The organism is Rhizobium aureum, assembly GCF_030182495.1.
GTDB lineage: Bacteria > Pseudomonadota > Alphaproteobacteria > Rhizobiales > Rhizobiaceae > Rhizobium > Rhizobium tropici_C.
Map to the genome: position 1 here is coordinate 834,166 of NZ_JAQJCI010000001.1, position 18,339 is coordinate 852,504.

Here is an 18,339-nt window from a genome sequence, read left to right on the forward strand (position 1 = left end):
TGAAATTCGTCATCGGCTGTCCGGTTTTCCGGATCTTTGCCGATAACGGGGTGGTGACCCGCGCCGCGCCATCGCGGCGCGGGAATTCAAGGCGCCTCCGTCAATGTTGCGACGACGGCCAGGCAATCCCCGGTCTTGATGAGGCCGGGAAAATGACGTGCGGCGAGAACGCCATCCAGCGCCGCCCGATAGTCAAAGGGCTCGGATCCGGTGCGGCCGATCGGATGGATGCGGGCGATGATCTCGCCCCGAACAATCGTGTCGCCAAGATCCTTCAGCGGCTCGAAAAGCCCCTCAGCTTCGGCAAAGACGAAGCAATCGGAGGACGGCATATCGAGCCATTGCGTCGCTTCGACCTCCGGGGGGCCTGCAACGATTCCGACGTGCTTCAAGACATTCAGAACGCCGCGCTTGGCAATGGAAGCCGTGCGCGCCGATATGGTTCCACCGCCCGAAAGCTCGGTCGTCACAAAGACCTTGCCCATCTCCTCGGCCGTGGTGTCATACATGCCGACGGCATCGATCTCGATCATCCGCATGGAATAGGGTGCGGAAAACGCAGCAACCCCATCGAAGCAGGCCTTCTCCTGGTTCCTATCCGGCAAAGCATGCGCTGCGGCATAGGGCAGGAAATCGAGGGTACGGCCGCCCGAATGAAAATCGAGCACGATGTCGGCCAACGGCAGCAGGTAGCGCGTGAAGTAGTCCGCGATCTTCTCGGTCACGCTGCCGTCGGGCCGGCCCGGAAAACTCCGATTGAGATTGCCCTTGTCGATCGGCGAGGTACGGGTGGCCGCCCGGAAAGCAGGGTAATTCATCGCCGGAACGATGATGACCCTGCCCCTGACCTCCTCCGGCTTCAACGTACGGGCGAGATCAAAGAGGGCAACAGGCCCCTCATATTCATCGCCATGATTGGCGCCAGTTAAAAGCGCCGTCGGCCCCTCACCGTTCCTGATGACGCAGATGGGGATCATGATCGAACCCCAGGCGGAATCGTCGCGCGACCAGGGAAGGCGCAGATGCCCGTGCTGAATGCCGTCCTGGTCGAAATCGACTGACGGTGTAATCGGCGATGGACGTTTGGATATGCTCATGCTGTTCATCTCTGGCGATCACTTCACGACAAGCCGCCGCGGCACGTTGGAGAGGCACTCGACGCCGCTCTCGGTGATGACGATGCTTTCGGTGATCTCCATGCCCATGTCCTCCAGCCAGAGGCCGGTCATGAAATGGAAGGTCATGCCCGGTAGCAATTCGGTGCGATCGCCGGGGCGCAGGCTCATGGTCCGCTCGCCCCAATCCGGCGGATAGGAAAGGCCGATCGGATAGCCGGTGCGGTTGTCCTTGACGATCCCGTATTTCTTCAGGACCGCGAAGAAGGCGTTGGCGATATCCTCGCAGACGTTACCTGGTTTGGCGGCGGCAAGGCCGGCCTCCATGCCCTCAAGCGTCGCCTTCTCCGCGTCGAGAAAGGCCTGCGTCGGCTTGCCGAGGAAGACGGTGCGCGACAGCGGGCAATGATAGCGGCGATAGCAGCCGGCGATCTCGAAGAAGGTGCCCTCGCCGCTCTTCATCGGCTTGTCGTCCCAGGTCAGATGCGGAGCGGAGGCATCCGCGCCCGACGGCAGCAAGGGAACGATGGCAGCGTAATCGCCGCCAAAGCCGTCGACGCCGCGAATGCCGGCATCATAGATTTCTGCGACCAGATCGGATTTGCGAATGCCCGGCTCGACCTTTTCGACGATCCGCTGGTGCATGGCCTCGACGATGCGGCCGGCCTTACGCATATAATCGAGCTCGGTCTTGCTCTTGACGGCACGCTGCCAGTTCACGAGCCCCTGGGCATCCTTGAAGCGCGCATTCGGCAAGTGCTTGACGAGCGAGGCATAGGCCGCGGCGGTGAACCAATAATTGTCCATCTCGACGGCGATCGAGGCATTGCCCCAGCCGCGCTCCTCGATGATCTTCGAGAGCAGATCCATCGGATGGCGCTCATTGGACTGCACGTAGTGATCGGGATAGCCGATGATATTGTCATGGGCGAGATAGGCGGTACGCTTGGCACCATTGGCATCCTGGCCGCGGCCATACCAGATCGGCTCGCCGGTATCAGGCACCAGCACACATTGATGTACGTAGAAGGACCAGCCGTCGTAACCGGTCAGCCAGTGCATGTTGGAGGGATCCGTGACGATGACGAGATCGACACCGGCTTTTTCCATGGCCCGGCGCGTCTTCTCGAGCCGCTCGGCATATTCGGCGCGGGTGAAATTGAGGGTCGGTTCGCTCACGCTGGGTCTCCTGATGCTTTTGTCGTTTCAATCGCTTGGCCCGCACCGGCCGAGACGGCGCGGCGATGGGCAAGCGTGGCAATGGCGGTATCCTGGACGCCGGTCCCGGTCAGATCGCAAAACGTGATCGCCTCGGGCGAACGGCGGCCCGGCACCTTGCCGGCGATAATGGCGCCGAGTTCGGGAAAGTCGGCGGCCTCGCTCACAAGGCCCGCGGCGATCGCATGATGAAGCTCGCCCAGCCGCCGCGTCTGTTTCAGGCTGTCGGCAACATAAGGCGCGGCCTTCAGGATGGCGGCCGGGTCGATCTCGTTCTTGTGTTCGGCGTCGGAACCCATGGCAGTCATGTGCTGGCCCGGCTGCAGCCAGGTGGCATTGAGGATCGGCTTGTCCGCCGGCGTGGTGGTGACGATAATATCGGCGTCGCGGCAGGCCTGCTTGGCATCCACCTCCGCCACGATGGGAAAGCCGAGTTCCGCCGTCAGTTCTGTCGCGAGTTTTTCCGCCTTTGCCGGATCGCGCGCCCAAATCCGAGCAGCTTCGATCGGCCGAACCAGCGTAAGCGCGCGCAATTGCAGGCGAGCCTGCATGCCGGCTCCGAGAATTGCGGCAATCCCTGCATCAGGACGGGCAAGATATCGCGCGGCAACGGCCCCTGCCGCGGCGGTTCGAACATCCGTCAGATAGCCATTGTCGAGCAGGAGCGCCTCGACCAGTCCGGTGCGCGCTGATAACAGCATCATCAGCCCGTTGGTGCTCGGCAAGCCGAGCGAGGGATTGTTGAAAAAGCCGGGGCTAACCTTGATCGCGAAACTGTCGAAATCAGGAACATAGGCAGTCTTCACGTCGACCTCGCCGCGATGGGCTGCTATATCGAGCCGCATGATCGGCGGCATTTCCACGGCCTTTGTCGCCAGCGCCGCAAAGGCCTGCTCGACGCAATCGACGGCGTCGCCATCGAGCTCAACGATCTTGCGAAGATCTGTTTCCGTCAGGATCAGCACACGCGTCATGGCGCCACCTCCGCCTTGATATCATCGACGATTGCCCGATGGACCGCCAGATCGATATTGGCCCCGGAAACAACAATCACGGTCGGACCATCAGGCCTGATCTTGCCGGCAAGCAGTGCGGCAATGCCCACGGCACCGGCCCCTTCGACGGTCTCGCCCTCGATCCTGGCTGCATGGCAGATGCCCGCGGCAATCTCGTCTTCGTTGAGCAGGATCACGTCATCGAGAAGCGAACGGCACATGGGGAATGTCAGGCGATTGTCGAGCCCTATGCCGCCTCCGAGCGAATCCGCCAGGGTCTCGACCTCCTGAATATCGATCGGCCTCCCTGCCGCAAGGCTCGCCGCCATCGCCGCACCCCGTTCCATCGAAACGCCGATCACTTTGGCGGCCGGCAGGCGGCCCTTGATCGCGGCGGCGACACCGGAGGCCAGCCCGCCTCCCGAGAGCGGCACGAGAACAAGTGTGGTCTCAGGCAGATCGTCGGCGATCTCAAGCCCGAGCGTGCCCTGGCCGGCAATGACGGCGGCGTCATCGAAGGGAGGCACGAAACACATACCCTCTTCATGGACCAGACGTTCGACCTCCCGCATGGCGTCATCCTGCGAATGCCCGACAATGCGGATGTCTGCCCCGAGGCTTCGGATGGCCTCGACCTTGTTGGCGGGAACAAGTGCCGACAGGCAGATGGTCGCGCGTGCACCCATTGCCCTGGCGGCGTGGGCGACAGCCCGGCCGTGATTGCCGGTCGATGCCGTCACCAAGCCGCACGAGCGCGCCTCATCGCTCAGGCATTGAAGTGCATTGGTGGCGCCGCGAAGTTTGAAACTGCCGGTCTCCTGATGGTTTTCCAGTTTGAGGTGAACGGGGACGCCCATGCGCTGAGACAATGCATGCGACGACCGTAGCGGCGTGCGCTGCACATATCCGGCAATGCGCGGCTGTGCTGCCTCGATATTCTGCAGCATGACCATCATCGTCACGGCGCGCTCCGATGCTTCGCTGTCGACGTGAGCGATACCATGACGATTTTCATTCCTCTCTCGCGCTGGATGTTCATGACATCAGCGTGAAAGAGGTAATGGATCATGTCAATCTGTATATTGTTTCATTACAATCATAGATGTTCTTTTCCGACGTGGGGCGGAGCGGCAAGCCCCGCAAAGCGCGCAGTGGTCAATTATAGGAGGATATCACCCACGCCGTTTCCAGCGGGGCACTATCGCACCGCCGGAAATGCGCGGTTGCGCAAACTATCGGCTTTCGAAATCAACGCTTGTCGTCACCTCGGCCAAGGCTTCGAATTCAGCCTTCAGCGTCTCCATCCGTGCCCTGGCGACCTTCAGCGCGGATGCGCCAAGGAGAAGCCGAAGCGGCGTTTGCTCGGCTTTGACCGCGTTCAGGATCGCTTGTGCTGCCTTCTTTGGATCTCCCGGCTGCGAGCCGGAGACCGCGCGCGTCGCGGTCCGCCTTTTCCCCGCCGTCTCGGCATAGTCATCGACGATGACGGGGGACTCGATCATCGAACGCCCGGCCCAATCGGTGCGAAAGGCACCGGGTTCCACGATCAGAACCTTGATGCCGAGCGGCCCGACTTCATGAGACAGCGATTCCGAAAGCGCTTCGACGGCAAATTTCGTCGCGTGATAATATCCGGTTGCGGCGAATGCGACCAATCCTCCAAGAGAGGAAAGATTGACGATGCAGCCGCGCCGCCTTGCGCGCATGCCCGGAAGCACCGCCTTGGTGACATCAAGCAGACCGAAGACGTTGGTTTCGAATTGGGCGCGTATGCCACTATCTTCTCCCTCCTCGATCGCCGCGAGGTAGCCATAGCCCGCCGCATTGACGAGCACGTCGATCCGGCCGAAACGCCGCTCGGCCTCGCCGACCACCTGTGCGATGGTTGTGCGATCGGTTACGTCAACCCTCGCGGCAACGACCTGATCCGGAAATCTTTCAACGAGTTCGCGGATCGTCGCCGGGTCGCGTGCGGTAGCAATCACGATATCGCCCGCCTCCAGTACCGCTTGGGCAATCGCGCGTCCAAGTCCTGATGAGGCTCCCGTGATGAGCCATATCGATCGGTGATCTCTCATTCCATTATCCTTCCAAATGCTGCGATCATGATGATCCCGCTTGTGGAAGAGATACGCTCGGCAATGGCGGAGGCTTAGGCCGATCCTTTCGAAGTTTTGCACAATCCTACCATCCTGGCCTATCTTGATCTCGACAATGGGGAGAAGAGGGGAAAGCGATGGAGGCCACACGACGAAGCTTGATCGAGCTGATGCGCTTTCATTGCACCGCGCCCAAGCAAAAAACGCCGGTCCCCGGTTTGACGCTCTTTCGCAACGAAGCACCGACCGAGCCGGTTCGCAGCCTTTATGATCCGCGCCTTTGCGTCGTCCTGCAGGGTCGAAAGGAGCTCATTCTGGATCGGCAACACATTGAAATCGGGCCGCGCGACTATCTCGTCGTCGTCCTCGATCTTCCGGTGACGGCACGTGTTGCCGAGGCAAGCCCTGGTCACCCGCACTATGCGATAACGCTTGATCTCGATCCGGCAATCATTGCCGAGCTGGTGGCAGGTAAAAGGGAACCGAGATCGGCGGCGAAGACGAAGGGCGCCGCCATTGCCGGCCTCACCGCCGACATTCTGGAGCCTCTCGAGCGGCTGGTGCGGCTGTTGGATCGGCCCATGGACATCGAAACGCTGGCGCCGCTTATGCAACGCGAGCTTTTCTACAGGCTCATCCAGGGCAGCCTCGGCGACATGGTCATCGAAAGCGGAATAGGAAATTCCCGCCTGTCGCGCATCGCCCGCACGACCGCCTGGCTTAAAGCCAACTTCGATCAGCCTGTCGATGTCGCGACCTTGGCAGATATCGCCGGCATGAGCCAGACCTCCTATTACCGCGCATTCAAAGCCGCTACTGCGATGAGTCCCTTGCAATTCCGGGCACGGTTGCGATTGCATGAAGCGCGACGACGGCTGCAGTTGGGCGTCGAGAAGATCGGATCCGTCGCCTTTGCGGTCGGCTACGAAAATCAGTCGCAGTTCAATCGGGAATATCGGAAACTGTTCGGGAGACCGCCTGGTGCAGACCTGTCTCGCTGAGAGGCAGGGCAGCCGTCCTTTCGGGTAGGTTCACTAAATCGTCGTGGCCGCTATTGTTTCTGCTGTCGGTTCGGACGCCACCCCCGAACCGATCACTACAGCGTCCGACGAGACTGCATGCCCTCGCAGTGTCGTCGGACACCCCCATGGAAATGAATGCCAGTGACGAGGACTGCGGCCCGCGGGCATATCGATGATATGGAGCCGGATCAGTCTTTACCGGAAACACCGGCCGCGAACGCGCGGCTCATGCCGCCCGCCCGGCGTTGCGTCCGGAAAAGATGCAGCCTCCCAGGAACGTGCCCTCCAGCGCATTGTAGCCATGATATCCGCCGCCGCCGAAACCTGCCGCCTCACCGCAGGCGTACAATCCCGGTATGCGCGCGCCGTCATGCCCGAGCGCCTGGCTGTTCAGATCGGTTTCGAGCCCGCCAAGAGATTTACGGGTGAGAATGTGGAGACGCACGGCGATCAGGGGCCCGGCCTTGGGATCCAGGATCCGGTGTGGCGGTGCGGTGCGCATGAACCGATCACCGAGATAGCCACGCGCCTGTCTCAATGCGACGATCTGGGCGTCCTTGGCAAAGGGATTGTCCAATTCGCGGTCACGGGCCTCGATCTGGCTGAGCAGGTGGACAAAGTCGATCGAATGATCCCCGATGCGGTTCATGCCGGCGACGAGCTCTTCCAGCGTTTGCGCGACGATGAAATCCTCGCCCTTCTCCTTGAAAGCCTCCACCGGCGGAGGCGCCGAGCGGCCGAGCCGGCTGCGCAGGAGGAGACCGATGTCGCGGCCCGTGAGATCGGGATTTTGTTCGGACCCCGAGAGCGCGAACTCTTTCTTGACGATCTTCTGAGTGGTTACGAACCAGCTGTAACCATGCCCGAGCTTGCAGATATGCTGTAGCGTCGCGAGGCTGTCGCAACCGGGCAGACAGGGAGCAGGCATACGATTGCCGGTAGCGTCGAACCAGAGAGAGGATGGTCCGGGCAGGATGCGAATGCCATGGTTCGGCCAGATTGGGTCCCAGTTGCGAATCCCCTCGGTATAGTGCCACATCCTGTCGCCGTTGATGAGCCGTGCGCCCGCCGCTTCGGCATGGCCGATCATCAGGCCATCGACATGGTGAGGCACCCCGCTCAGCATCCGGCCTGGCGGTGGACCGAGGCGCTCGGTAGGCCATGCGCGGCGAACCAGTTCCGGATTGCCGCCGATGCCGCCGCTTGCCACGATCACGGCTCCCTGAATGCGAAAGTCGCCGACGACATCGCGGTTCGATTGCTGGCCGCGCCGGATATTATCCTCGGCGAGGATCTCGCCTTCCACGCCGGTAATGCCGCTGCCGTCGCCGATCAGCCGCGTCACTCGCCGGCGGAACATCAGCTCGATCTTTCCCTCCTTCTCGGCCGCCAGCACCCGCTTCACGAACGGATCAAGCACGCCCGGACCCGTGCCCCAGGTGACGTGAAAGCGCGGCACGGAGTTGCCGTGGCCATGAGCAAGGCTTCCGCCGCGCTCCGCCCAACCGACGACGGGAAACCAGCGCATGCCGAGTTCGTGCAGCCAGCTCCGCATCTCGCCGGCAGCGAAATCGAGATAGGCGTCCGCCCAGGCACGCGGCCAGAAATCCTCGGCCCGATCGAAGGCGGCCGAGCCCAGCCAGTCCTGGCGGGCAAGTTCGATGCTGTCGCGAATTCGCATACGCCGTTGCTCCGGCGTATCGATCATGAAGAGCCCACCGAGAGACCAGAAGGCCTGGCCGCCGAGGCTTGCCCGCGGCTCCTGATCGATGAGGATCACCCGTTTCCCACGTTCAATCAGCTCCGAGGCGGCAACAAGACCAGACAAACCTCCTCCAACGATGACGACATCCGCGTAACTGTCCATTCGACCTCCCAGCGAATAGTTATTCGCCGAGAATTCTAACGACACTTACGTAAAAGTAAAACGAGGAACGGCTTTCTCGCCGCTCGTCCAGCGAAGCCGATTTCCGTCGTCAGCTTCTCTGCAGCCGCCACGTCCGGATCTCGAACGGCATGATATCGGCGGGTCCCTCGCGTTCGATCGGCTCTTCTAGGATATTCAGCGGCCCCGATGCCTTCCATCCCGGCGCCGGGTTCAGCGACAGGCGGCCCCGGCGGCCGGCCGGCTCGTAGAGCCGCAGAACAATGCCCTCCCCCTCCTCCGCCGGTTTCAAGCCCGAGAAAGCCACCGGTATGCCCTCGACGCCGAGAGGCGAGAGCGTGCCCTGCGAAAGCCCGCTTGCCTCCATGGTGACGAGCGGCTGGTTAAGATCGATCGCCTCCGGCAGAACGCCTCCTTCATGCCAGGCGCCTTCATGCGGCATCAACGCATAGGTGAAGCTCTGCCGGCCTTCGTCGGCAAGCGGATCGGGATAGATCGGTGACCGCACGAGGCTCATGCCGATGACATTGCCGCGGGCGCTGTGTCCGTATTTGGCATTATTGAGCAGGGCGACGCCGAAACCGGGTTCGCTGAGATCAACGAAACGATGGGCGGCTGCCTCGAACATCGCCTGCTCCCAGGGGGTGTTCGTATGCGTCTGCCGCTCGACGATGCCGAAGGCACATTCGAAAGTGGCTGCGCGAGAACGCACAGCGACCGGGTTCAGGGTCCTAAGCAGGGTACGCCGGTCATGCCAGTCGATCGTCGTCTCGATATCGAGCCGGCAGGCATTGGCCGTCAAAACATAAAGCTGGGTGATGGTCGAGTTGCGATATCGATTGACAACGCGGATCGCGGCGCGATGCGGCCCCTCCTCGACCAGGGTGATGCTTTCGGGCTGGTCGAGGCGAATGCCTTTCTCGGCATAGTCGGCGTCGACATCCCAGGCATCCCAGTTGCGGGGCTTGTCGGCGGGATAGGCCCAGAGCTGATTGGCGGAGCCTTCGATTGCCTCCCGCCCTGTCGCCTTGTGAAGAAGGCTCGACACGGACCCATCGTTGCCGATGACAACAGATAGATGCTCGTTCTCGAGGTGATGGGCGTCGGCTTTCAGCATGCCGGCGGGCTTGAGCATCTTGCGGTCGAAAACGGCGACGGAAAGAGGCGCGACAAGATCGGCAGACGACAGAACCGTTCCGTCGGAGAGTGCGACTGTGAGCGGCCGCGGTGAAAGGGACGGGTTGACGACAATCAATGCGTCCGTGACACCGCCCGTCGGAAGATGGGCGGATAATGCCTTGAGCGCCTTGCCCTGCTCCGCCTTGGCATTGCCGATCACGCCATCAAGTTCCCGCTCGGCATCGACATAGACCTCGCGAATGCTCGACCCCGGCAGGATGTCATGAAACTCGTTCTTCAGAACGGTGCGCCAATCCGCCTCGAGGCTTTGCGGTTTTGCAGCCCCCAGCATGTGGGCGAGCGAAGCCAGCGTCTCGGCCGTGATAAGGGCGCGTTCGGCCTGGCGGTGCTTGCGCTTGACGCCGCTTTGCGTCGTCAGCGTCGCGCGGTGCAGTTCGAGGTAGATTTCTCCGTCCCAGACCGGCAGGTCCTTTTCCGCTGCCGTGCGATGCGCCTTATCATAATAGTCCTTCACGGTGCCCCAGCGTGCCCTGGGGATTGCCGGAAAATCGCGCAGCTGAACTTCGCGCTCGACCATTTCAGGTGTGACACCGCCGCCCCCGTCACCATAGCCGACGGCCAATAGCGAGGTGTCGTGCTCAGTCTTGCCGCGGAAATTCTTCCATGTCGGCACGAAGCAATCCGGCTGCACGAAGCCATTATAGCCTTGCATGGGATTGTCGAAGGTATGCGTCAGCACCTTGCTGCCGTCGAGCCCCCTCCACCAGAAGAGGTCGGAGGGAATGTGATTGGTCTCGCTCCAGTTCACCTTGATCGTGAAGAAGCTGTTCATGCCCCCGAGTCGGAGGATCTGCGGCAGGGCACCCGAAAAGCCGAAGCAATCCGGCAGCCAGCAGACGGTATGGCGCAGGCCGAAATGTTTTTCGAAATAGCGCTGCCCATAGAGCACCTGACGGGCGAGGCTCTCACCCGTCGGCATATTGGTATCGGGCTCAACCCACATGCCGCCGACGGTTTCCCACTTGCCCTCGGCGACATTGTTCTTGATCCGTTCGAGGAGATCCGGATCGTCCTCCTCCATCTGCGCGTAGTAGTGGGCAGTCGATTGATTGAACCGGAAATCGTCGGAGCGCTCCATCAGCGAAAGCGCCGTATTGAAGGTGCGGCGCATCTTCCTGCGCGTCTCGCCATAGGGCCAAAGCCATGCAAGATCGATATGGGCATGGCCGGTCAGCAGCAGTTCGCCATTTTGCGGAAAGCGCTTCTGAAGCTCCTTCAATCGCTCAAGCAGCCGATCATGGGCGGCTGAGGCTGAAGCGCTCTCAGCTTCGCTGAGACCGGCTGGATTGTCCTGGAGTTCCGGCAGTTCCCAGATCTTCTGCTGCATTTCCGCACCCGATGTGCGCGCGATATAGGCAGCCGTGTCGGAGGGCCAATCGAGGCTGCGCAGCGCCCGTTCGGCCGCATCGATGAGATGCGGTACGACGTCGTGACCGTCGAGCGCATCGACCGCCTCACCGATCTGTTTCAGCAGGAGATGCAACCGGTGGACCGGCTCGTCCAGCCAGATCAGCCGAGCTTTGTTCAATCGCGGGGCACGGTTCGGTTCTCCGAAAGGAAAGCGAGCGACGCTCTCCGCCGCGATCGAAAAGTCCCGATCCTTGATCGGAAACTCCTGGTGATAGGGATCCAGTCCGAAGGTCTCGGTCCGGCCATCGGGATAGCGCAAGGTCAGTAGGCCTTCGCCGCCGAGATCGAGCTGCAGGCGGGTCTGCTCGAGCGGCCAGTCATGGGGAGCCCTTGCCGTCGCGGCAAAATGAACCGTTCCCTTGCGGTGCGGCCAGTCCTGGCGATGTGCGATCGGCTCGCCATCAAAGGTCCAGCCGTCGATGTCACGGCTCTGTCTGTCGCGCCAATGGGCGAGCTCGGCTATGCGGACCTTGAGACGATCGAGACGTTGAGCAATGGTGAGAGACATGGCGGTCCTATCGGAAAATCGGCAATTGGCGGTGAAGGAGAATAAACCGATGCAATAGATCGCAATCGCCACGCGCCGTCTCCTCCAGGCGGATCGCACAGCCGAATTTTAGATTAAGTAACTTTGTTTTCGCGTCAAGCGGCCAAGCCATGAGTTACGAGAGTTTTTGACCGGCGATGTCCTGGGTTACGATCATCGTCGGAAGCGTGGGCGACATCGATCGACGATCTTTCATGAGATCAACGCAACATCTCCGTTGACAGGATCATTCCCGATCTCAACGGACACTATTGTGTAACGGCGCATGACATGGCTTTGAACGGCGGGCGAAACTTCGGAAGTTCGCATGCTTCTCGCAGGTCCGGCAATCGTGATCGACCGGATCACATACGGTCGCTCGCAGCATGGCTCAGAGACGTATTTCGCGTTTATAATGACGCGGGATGCGGCGCCGACGGCGCGGCTCGCCGGACTGCGACCGAACCGGCTCGGGACCTTCAGCCATCTTCCGCTGCGTCAAACTCAGCTAACTAGCGGCCGCTCTTTCAACATAGCGCAAGATTCTGGTTACCGTCGCTCGGCTGACGCCAGCCTCTCTTGCTATATCATCGGTCGATCTGCCGTCAGCTTTCAGACGCAGCACGTTTTCGGATTTGCGTCTCGTCGTGGCGGCAGATGGATGGCTCAAAGGAATCATGCCTGGGGAAACCACGTGTTTTCCGGCCGACGTTTCGAAAAGCTCACCATCAACAGGCATAGGGATGTCCTCCTTCAAATCGTTATAGACAGGAAGAATGCCGCCAGCCTCGGACCGAGTAAATTCCGATATAAGCAGTATGCGAGCTAAGCCAACTTAACGATGCCACAGCCACAATGGGCAGGACCAATGCGTCAATGGTCAGACAGGTTGCCGGAGAATGGCTTCCATCCTGCGCTGTTTTTATACCAGCCCATCTCGCGGGGCCGAAAATATCGATGCTCTTGAGAGGTGATAAGCGGCTTTGCGACTATCCGCTTCAGTTCCGATAGCTCGAAAAGGCTAGATCCGACGAAAAGGCGGACATCGTTGGCTTTTTCGCGGCTTGCGTTTGGTTACCGTCAGATGCATGCATAACATTCTGAAAGTCACTCTGACGCAATACGTTTGCGGCCCAAATGAAATCAATGGCTTGCAAGAGCCGGTTGGAAAATAGCTGGGAGCGTCGATGTTTGCCGTGATACACAAGCATGAGGGTGCTGAGGGAAGTCGGCTATGCGGTATCTTCGATCCGGGCCACGGCGGCGTCAGCCGGAGGAAACGGACGTTGCGCGGGGGAAAACACTTGGTCTGCGGTCGGGAGAAATCGCCGACAGAAATATTCGCGTCATCCTGGAGGCGATCCGCCGTCATGGCCCGTTGACCCGCATGGAGCTCAGCCGGCACTCCGGGCTGACTGGTCCGGGGATCACCAATATTCTGCGCCGCCTCGGCGACGAAGGATTGGTGACGTCGCATCGCCGCAACGGTGCGGGCAGCGGCGCGACCGCGACCGAATTTGCCCTGCGGCCGGAGGGAGCCTTCTCGATCGGCGTCCGGGTCCGTCAAAACCGGAGCGAAGCCGTCCTCGTCGATCTTAGCGGCCAGGTTCACGACCGCGTTTATTTCACATTCGTTCGAACAACGAGAGTAGAATCCGTCCTTTCAACCATCGAAGCCATGATCGGCCGTCATACCGGCCTGCCGATCATCGGCGTCGGGATCGGCTCGAATGACTGGACGGCAGAAGAAGCAGGCAAGCTTGATGCGGCGTCGAAACTTCCGCGCAGTTATGTCGAGAACGAATGCACGGCAAGCCTGCTCGCCGAGCGGACTATCGGCACGCCTGCCCCCGAAGGCGGCCTGGCAATGATCATTGTGGATGAGGATGTCCAGGCCGGTTTCCTCGTTCGCGGCATTCCCTATTCGGGTGTCCACGGGCGCGCCGGCAATATCGGCGACATGCGCACCGGCCCCGACAATGTTCCGTTGAGCACCGTTGTCGGCTTCGGTGCCCTGCGTGCGCTCGTCGGCGATGACGAATTCGCCCGCCTTTTGCAGGGTCAGGAACCGCCTTCTCCGCTGCTGGCGCAATGGATCCGCGAGGCGGCAAGCCACCTGCTCGACCCGATCATCGCGATTGCCGGTTTCATCGCGCCGAGCGTCATCATGATCGGCGGCGACCTGCCAAGAAGTACCATCGAGGCGCTGATCCATCAACTTTCCGTCGAGCGGCGCGACACGTCGAAGCGACCCTTCTTGACGCCATGGATTTCGCCGATGAAGCCCGCAAGCTTCAGTGGCGGCGGCGTGGCGCTGGGGGCAGCATTCCTGCCGTTCCTCAACACCCTGCTGCCGTCGGTCTCGGCCTGACCAGACATGCCGGGAAAATAAAAAGGCTCTAGGCGATCGCCTCGTCCGCATGGCTGATGTCCGAGGCGATCGCCTTGTCCAGAACCTTCTGGATATTCGCGGCACGGCGAAATGAAGGTTCCTGCGTCTTGCCCATCCTGACGGCCTGAACGAACCGCTGATAGTTCGTCTCCACTTCATCGAAGGGAACGTCGCGCCATGTCGCGGTATGGACGTCGTCACCAAGGCAGGCGCGCAATGTCGACTTTCCGGTATCGTAGATCATCTCGATCGAACCTGTCTCGCCATAGACCCTGAGACGAAGCTGATCCATCTGGCCGGCGGCGGTGCGCGTCGCCTGGATGGTGCCGATCGCTCCGGTCGTGAAATCGACGTTCATGGTAAAGCTGTCATTCGCGTCGAGATCATAGTCGCCGATCTTGTGACCCGGCGCCTTGTTGAAGGTCTTCAGCCGCGCGAAGATATGGGCAACGTCGAGGCCGGAGCCATAGGAGGCGAAATCCACGATATGGATGCCGATGTCGCCGAGCGCACCGTTCGAGCCATGTTTCTTGCTCAGACGCCATAGCCATTTGCTTTCGGTCTTCCAGTCTCCCCAATGCCGTCCCACAAGCCAGCTCTGCAGATGTGAGGCTTCCACATGCCTCACCTCACCTATCTCGCCGGCAAGCACCATCTGCCGGCCCTTCTGCAGGGCAGGCGAATTACGATAGGTGAAGTTCACCATGCCGACCTTACCCGCTCTCTCGATCGCCTCGGTCATTTCCATCGCCTTGATCGCGTCGGTCGCGAGCGGCTTTTCACAGAAGACGTGCTTTCCGGCCGCAATCGCCTGAAGCGTCGTCGCGTGGTGGACACTGTCGGGCGTCACGTTGGCGACGGCATCGAACTCGCCCCAGGCAAGGGCTTCCTCAAGCGAACTGAAATGATTGGGAATGGCATGTTCCGTACAAAAGACGGCGAGCCGCTCGGGAATGACGTCAACCCCGCCGACGACGCTGACGCCCTCTATTTCCTTGAAACTTGCAGCATGCTTATTGGCCATTCCGCCCGTACCGAGAATGAGTAAGCGCATCTGATCCTCCATAAGATGTCGGGTGGGCCGGTCCTCGCCAGCCAAGGCAAACCCTCCCACCATCGCGGATGTCCGCAATGGCTCGATTATTTCGTAATCGGGAAATACGGCTGCACGCCGCTAGCTGCTGTTGAATGTCGCCGGCATCTTGATCCTCCGAAGCTGCGGCTTGACATCAAATCAAAGTAACTTAATCTATTTAATGCAGCATGGAAATGAGGAGAGGTCAACCGGCCACCAGGCTGTATCCGTTCAAAATGGGGAGGAGACCCATCATGAAGAGAGCGTTCGTCAGCGCGCTAGCGCTGAGCACGATGTTGTTTTCAGTGCCTGCCGCATTTGCCCAGGAAATCGCGACAAAGGATCGGATCGGTCTTGCCGATGCGCCGAAAACCCTCACGGTCCGGCTGACGAATGACAGTCCCAACAATGCCGATCCGGCGATCGCCAAGGGCTACCAGACGCTCTTCATCGACTTCATCAAGAAGTATCCCGACTGGAAGCTGCAGATGCAGTTCATGTCGACGGATATCGGTACCGAACAGGCAAAGATGCTCGAGCAGGCAAAGGCGGGCAACGCTCCGGACTGCGCTGCCGTCGACTCCTTCGTTCTCTCTCAATTCATGGTCAACCACGTGCTGGCCGATTTCACCCCCTATTTCTCGAAGGACGAGGTTGCCGACCTCTTTCCCTTCATCCGCAACGGCATCACCGACAAGGACCAGACGATCCGTGCCTGGTGGTGGGATACGGATCTTCGCGTGCTCTATCGCAACAAGTCGATCGTCCCGGATGCGCCGCAGACCTGGGACGATCTGAAGAAGGCCGGCATCGCTTCCGTCAAGGAGGGCATGGAAGGCATCCTCTTCAACGCCGGCCGCTACGAGGGCTCCACCTTCGACTGGCTCGCGAATTATTGGGCGCTCGGCGGCAAGCTCGTCGACGATAGCGGCAAGCCGGTCTTCGGCGAAGGCGAAAACAAGCAGAAGTTCCTCAAGGCCCTGACCTATTACAAGGATCTCGTCGATTCCGGCGCCGCCCCCAAGCGCGTGACCACGATTGCCAACTATGACGATCTGAACGCGGCCGCGGCCGCGGGGACAACGGCACTCTTCATCGGTGGTAACTGGCAGCTTGCCCAATTGAAGGCCACGCTGGATGAGGACGAATTCGCCAACTGGACCTTCTCGCCGATCCCCGGCCCGACAGTCGATCAGCGTTCCACCGGCACCGGCGGCTGGACCATCGCCTCGTTCAGCAAGGACAAGGACAAGATCGAGATGTGCGCCAATCTCGCGCGCGATGTCTATATGGGACCGGCCAACGCGCTGCAGCAGCAATTGCCGACGCGCAAGTCTCTCTTTGACAAGTATCAGGTCTTTGCGACCGACGCTAACAAGACCTTCGCCCAAGCGCTCGCTAACGGCCAAGCCCGCCCGGGCGCTCCGATCTATCCGGAAATTTCCAACCAGATCCAGATCATGATGGGCGACGTCCTGTCGGGCACCAAGCCGCCCGAACAAGCTCTCGACGCCGCCTTCAAGGCGACGATGGAGGCTTACAAGCGTCTCTAACGATTGTGATCGCGGTGGTGCCTGCAAAGGGCGCCACCGGTAGTGTCAAACCCGGACAGAGAAGCCTATGACCCCTATCGCCATCGAGGCTGCCGACCGGCCGCACAGCAGATCGTTCATGCGTCGTTTCGCCGGGGCACCCCTGCCCTGGATCATGCCTGTAATCATCGTCATTGGCGTCTTCTATCTCTATCCCATGATCGACGTGTTCCGCCTGTCGTTTACCAACGCCACGCTCATCGGCAACAATCGGGACTATACGCTCGGCTCGATCGCCAACATGCTGAGTTCGCCGCAGCTTCCCGATATTCTATGGGCAACTCTCGTCTTCGTCGGTGGCAGCGTCATCGGTCAGCAGATTCTTGGCCTTGCGGTTGCCGTCGTCGTTGTCCGCGGAGAAAAGCGGGGCCTGTTCGGCACGACGATCTTGCGAACCACGGCGCTTGTTGCCTGGGTGGTTCCAGGGATTGCCGGCGGCATCATCTGGCAGATGCTGTTTTCGGAAGCCCCCTATGGCGCGCTGAACAGCATCTTGCGGCTCATGCATCTGCCCGTGGTCGCCTGGCTTTCCGATCCGTCGATCGCCCCGTGGTCGGCCCTGATTTCGAACATCTGGCGCGGAACGGCCTTCTCGATGGTCGTCATGTACGCCGCTCTCAAGGCGATCGACCCCTCGCTCTACGAGGCCGCGGAAGTCGACGGCGCGACGAGTTCGCAGCAGTTCTTCTTCATCACCATCCCGCAGCTGCGCGCGGCCATCCTCGTCAACATGATCCTTATCACGATCATGACTTTGAATACGTTCGACGCGATCATCACGCTGACGGGCGGCGGGCCGGGGCGCGCCACCGAAGTCATATCGCTCTATGTCTTCAACATCGTCTTCCGCAATTATGATTTGTCCGGCGGCAGCGTGCTTTCCGTGCTGATGCTGATCATAAGCCTCGGACTGGCGCTTGTTTATGCGTCGTTCCTGCCGAAGGAGGAAGAGAGATGAGCAGGCGTACCGGCACACGTTTCGGCGATTTCCTCAGCTACCTCTTCATGCTGGCGATGTTCGTCTTCTTTGCTGGCCCCCTCACCTACCTCCTGTCGCTGGCGCTGCGTGACCGGCGGGAGATCTACCGTGGCGTGGCACGCTATATCCCGCATAATCCGACCATCGACAACTTCGTCACCGTTCTCAACAACAGCTATTTCCCGCTCTATCTCTGGAACGGCCTGAAGCTTGCAACGCTCAGCGGCTTCGGGGTTCTGATCGTCGCACTGCCGGCCGCCTATGCCTTCTCGCGCTTCCAGTTCAGGGGCAAGGGTCTGTCCATGATGGGCCTTCTGCTGTTCCAGATGATTTCGCCGCTGGTCATCATGGTGCCGCTCTACCGCTACATGAACCGCCTCGGCCTGCTCGACACGCATTTCGCCGTGACGATGGTCTATATTGCGCTCGGCGTGCCGCTTGCGACATGGCTCCTGAAGAGCACGGTCGACGGCATTCCGCGCAGTCTCGACGAGGCGGCGATGATCGATGGATGCAACCGCTTTTCGGTCTTCTGGCGCATCGTCCTGCCACTATCGGCGCCGGGGATAGCCTCCGTCTTCATCATCACCGTGATTGCCGGCTGGTCGCAGTTCCTCGTGCCGTTTCTGCTCCTAACGCAAAACAATTTGATGCCGATCGGCGTCGGAATCTTTAACTTCCGTGGGATGCAAACCGACTCGTCCATCCAACTGCTGGCAGCCGCCTGCCTCATCTCCGTCGTCCCCGCGATCGTGGCGTTCCTGTCTCTCCAGCGATTGATCCTTGGTTCCATGACCAGTGGCTCGGTGAAGGGTTAAGGTGGTTGCATGC

Annotated in this window: 13 protein-coding genes; 5 read left to right on the forward strand and 8 right to left on the reverse strand. The window is 60.5% G+C overall.

The window, feature by feature from the left end:
- Window positions 1-86 precede the first annotated feature (86 nt).
- The 5 genes from doeB to PH552_RS03950 all read right to left on the reverse strand — a co-directional run bounded on the left by doeB (window position 87) and on the right by PH552_RS03950 (window position 5,406).
- Window positions 87-1,106, reverse strand: a complete 1,020-nt coding sequence (doeB, locus tag PH552_RS03930) for a N(2)-acetyl-L-2,4-diaminobutanoate deacetylase DoeB (RefSeq protein WP_285165522.1) — start codon at window positions 1,104-1,106, stop codon at window positions 87-89.
- A 9-nt stretch (window positions 1,107-1,115) separates the two neighbouring features.
- The gene (gene doeA / locus PH552_RS03935) at window positions 1,116-2,294 is read right to left on the reverse strand and encodes an ectoine hydrolase DoeA (protein ID WP_113248910.1); all 1,179 of its coding nucleotides are present in this window, start codon (window positions 2,292-2,294) and stop codon (window positions 1,116-1,118) included.
- On the reverse strand, window positions 2,291-3,307 hold the full coding sequence (gene eutC / locus PH552_RS03940; RefSeq protein WP_113248911.1) for an ectoine utilization protein EutC: 1,017 nt from the start codon (window positions 3,305-3,307) through the stop codon (window positions 2,291-2,293). The genes doeA and eutC overlap by 4 nt, the downstream gene beginning before the upstream one ends.
- A complete protein-coding gene (gene eutB / locus PH552_RS03945) occupies window positions 3,304-4,281 on the reverse strand; it encodes a hydroxyectoine utilization dehydratase EutB (RefSeq protein ID WP_285165722.1) in 978 nt (325 codons plus the stop codon). The genes eutC and eutB overlap by 4 nt, the downstream gene beginning before the upstream one ends.
- Window positions 4,282-4,560: 279 nt before the next feature.
- The gene (locus PH552_RS03950) at window positions 4,561-5,406 is read right to left on the reverse strand and encodes an oxidoreductase (protein ID WP_113248912.1); all 846 of its coding nucleotides are present in this window, start codon (window positions 5,404-5,406) and stop codon (window positions 4,561-4,563) included.
- A 158-nt stretch (window positions 5,407-5,564) separates the two neighbouring features.
- Here PH552_RS03950 and PH552_RS03955 point away from each other — a divergent pair, with 158 nt between their 5' ends.
- Window positions 5,565-6,428 carry an AraC family transcriptional regulator gene (locus tag PH552_RS03955; protein ID WP_113248913.1) on the forward strand — a complete coding sequence of 288 codons (864 nt, stop codon included), beginning with the start codon at window positions 5,565-5,567 and terminating at the stop codon, window positions 6,426-6,428.
- 247 nt (window positions 6,429-6,675) lie between these two features.
- On the opposite strand, the gene PH552_RS03960 is transcribed toward PH552_RS03955, so the two are convergent.
- Window positions 6,676-8,316, reverse strand: coding sequence for an FAD-binding dehydrogenase (locus PH552_RS03960; RefSeq protein ID WP_113248914.1), 1,641 nt, complete (start codon window positions 8,314-8,316; stop codon window positions 6,676-6,678).
- A 109-nt stretch (window positions 8,317-8,425) separates the two neighbouring features.
- Entirely contained in the window at window positions 8,426-11,452 is a 3,027-nt protein-coding gene (locus tag PH552_RS03965) for an alpha-mannosidase (protein ID WP_113249075.1), read from the reverse strand.
- Window positions 11,453-12,704: 1,252 nt separating this feature from the next.
- Between PH552_RS03965 and PH552_RS03970 the strand changes: the two genes are divergently transcribed.
- Window positions 12,705-13,841, forward strand: a complete 1,137-nt coding sequence (locus tag PH552_RS03970; RefSeq protein WP_285165523.1) for an ROK family transcriptional regulator — start codon at window positions 12,705-12,707, stop codon at window positions 13,839-13,841.
- Window positions 13,842-13,869: 28 nt separating this feature from the next.
- Here the strand turns inward: PH552_RS03970 and PH552_RS03975 are convergent, their stop codons facing one another.
- Window positions 13,870-14,916 (reverse strand): Gfo/Idh/MocA family protein, encoded by a 1,047-nt coding sequence (locus PH552_RS03975; RefSeq protein ID WP_285165524.1) that lies wholly within the window; start codon window positions 14,914-14,916, stop codon window positions 13,870-13,872.
- Between the two features lie 275 nt (window positions 14,917-15,191).
- Between PH552_RS03975 and PH552_RS03980 the strand changes: the two genes are divergently transcribed.
- The 3 genes from PH552_RS03980 to PH552_RS03990 all read left to right on the forward strand — a co-directional run bounded on the left by PH552_RS03980 (window position 15,192) and on the right by PH552_RS03990 (window position 18,326).
- Complete coding sequence (locus PH552_RS03980; protein ID WP_113248917.1) at window positions 15,192-16,490, forward strand: type 2 periplasmic-binding domain-containing protein; 1,299 nt, start codon at window positions 15,192-15,194, stop codon at window positions 16,488-16,490.
- 67 nt (window positions 16,491-16,557) lie between these two features.
- The gene (locus tag PH552_RS03985; protein ID WP_113248918.1) at window positions 16,558-17,487 is read left to right on the forward strand and encodes a carbohydrate ABC transporter permease; all 930 of its coding nucleotides are present in this window, start codon (window positions 16,558-16,560) and stop codon (window positions 17,485-17,487) included.
- Window positions 17,484-18,326 (forward strand): carbohydrate ABC transporter permease, encoded by an 843-nt coding sequence (locus PH552_RS03990; protein WP_113248919.1) that lies wholly within the window; start codon window positions 17,484-17,486, stop codon window positions 18,324-18,326. Before PH552_RS03985 ends, PH552_RS03990 begins: the two co-directional genes overlap by 4 nt.
- Window positions 18,327-18,339: the final 13 nt, after the last annotated feature.